This is a genomic window from Desulfovibrio sp. OH1186_COT-070 (assembly GCF_003860215.1).
Lineage (GTDB): Bacteria > Desulfobacterota > Desulfovibrionia > Desulfovibrionales > Desulfovibrionaceae > Desulfovibrio.
In genome coordinates this window covers 1-707 of record NZ_RQYH01000124.1, presented here as the reverse complement: position 1 = coordinate 707, position 707 = coordinate 1, and the positions used below count along the sequence as shown (strand labels likewise).

Annotated in this window: 1 protein-coding gene; it reads left to right on the top strand. The window is 28.0% G+C overall.

Translation table 11 applies throughout. The features are described 5' to 3' along the window. On the top strand, positions 1 to 700 hold a 700-nt coding region (locus EII23_RS12170; RefSeq protein WP_124793560.1), incomplete at its 5' end, for an aspartate carbamoyltransferase. Between the last annotated feature and the right edge of the window lie 7 nt (positions 701 to 707).

Sequence of the window (707 nt, the reverse complement as noted above, 5' to 3'; positions counted from 1 at the left end):
ACCTAAAGTAGCACGCACTGATGATTATTTTGACGAGAGTATGTCAGATACTATTAAATATATTGAACAGTATTCAGACATCATGGTTATGCGTCATTTTCAAAATTATACTGTTGAAAAAGCATCGAAGATCACTCATATTCCTATGATTAATGCCGGAGATGGAACAAATGAGCACCCTACGCAAGCTTTATTAGATTTATATACGATGACAAAAGAATTAAATGGTTTAGAAGATAAAGTTATAGGAATAGGTGGAGATATTAATTGTAGAGTGATTCGTTCTATTGTTATAGGTCTAGAAAAATTTGATATTAAGAAAATTATATTTCTATTGCCAAATGGAGAAGAATTAAATAGCGATATTTTAAATTTATTAAAAAACACTGATTATTCTATAGTCCATAATGTAGAAAGAGTATTAGAGCAAGCAGATATATTAGATATCATACCTTTTGAACTTCCAGATTTTAATTCTGCTTATTCAGAAAAAGTTGATGAAAAACCATCATTAGAAAATAATTTGATAGTATCTAAAGAAAAGTTTAATGATAAGAATAGGATCCCTATTCTAAGTCCTGGACCAAGAGAAGCTGAACTTTCTTCAGATACAGATGACATGGATAATGTGATATTTATTAAACAAGCATATAATGGTTTATTAATAAGAATGTCTCTTTTATATTATTTTTTATACTGATTAATAG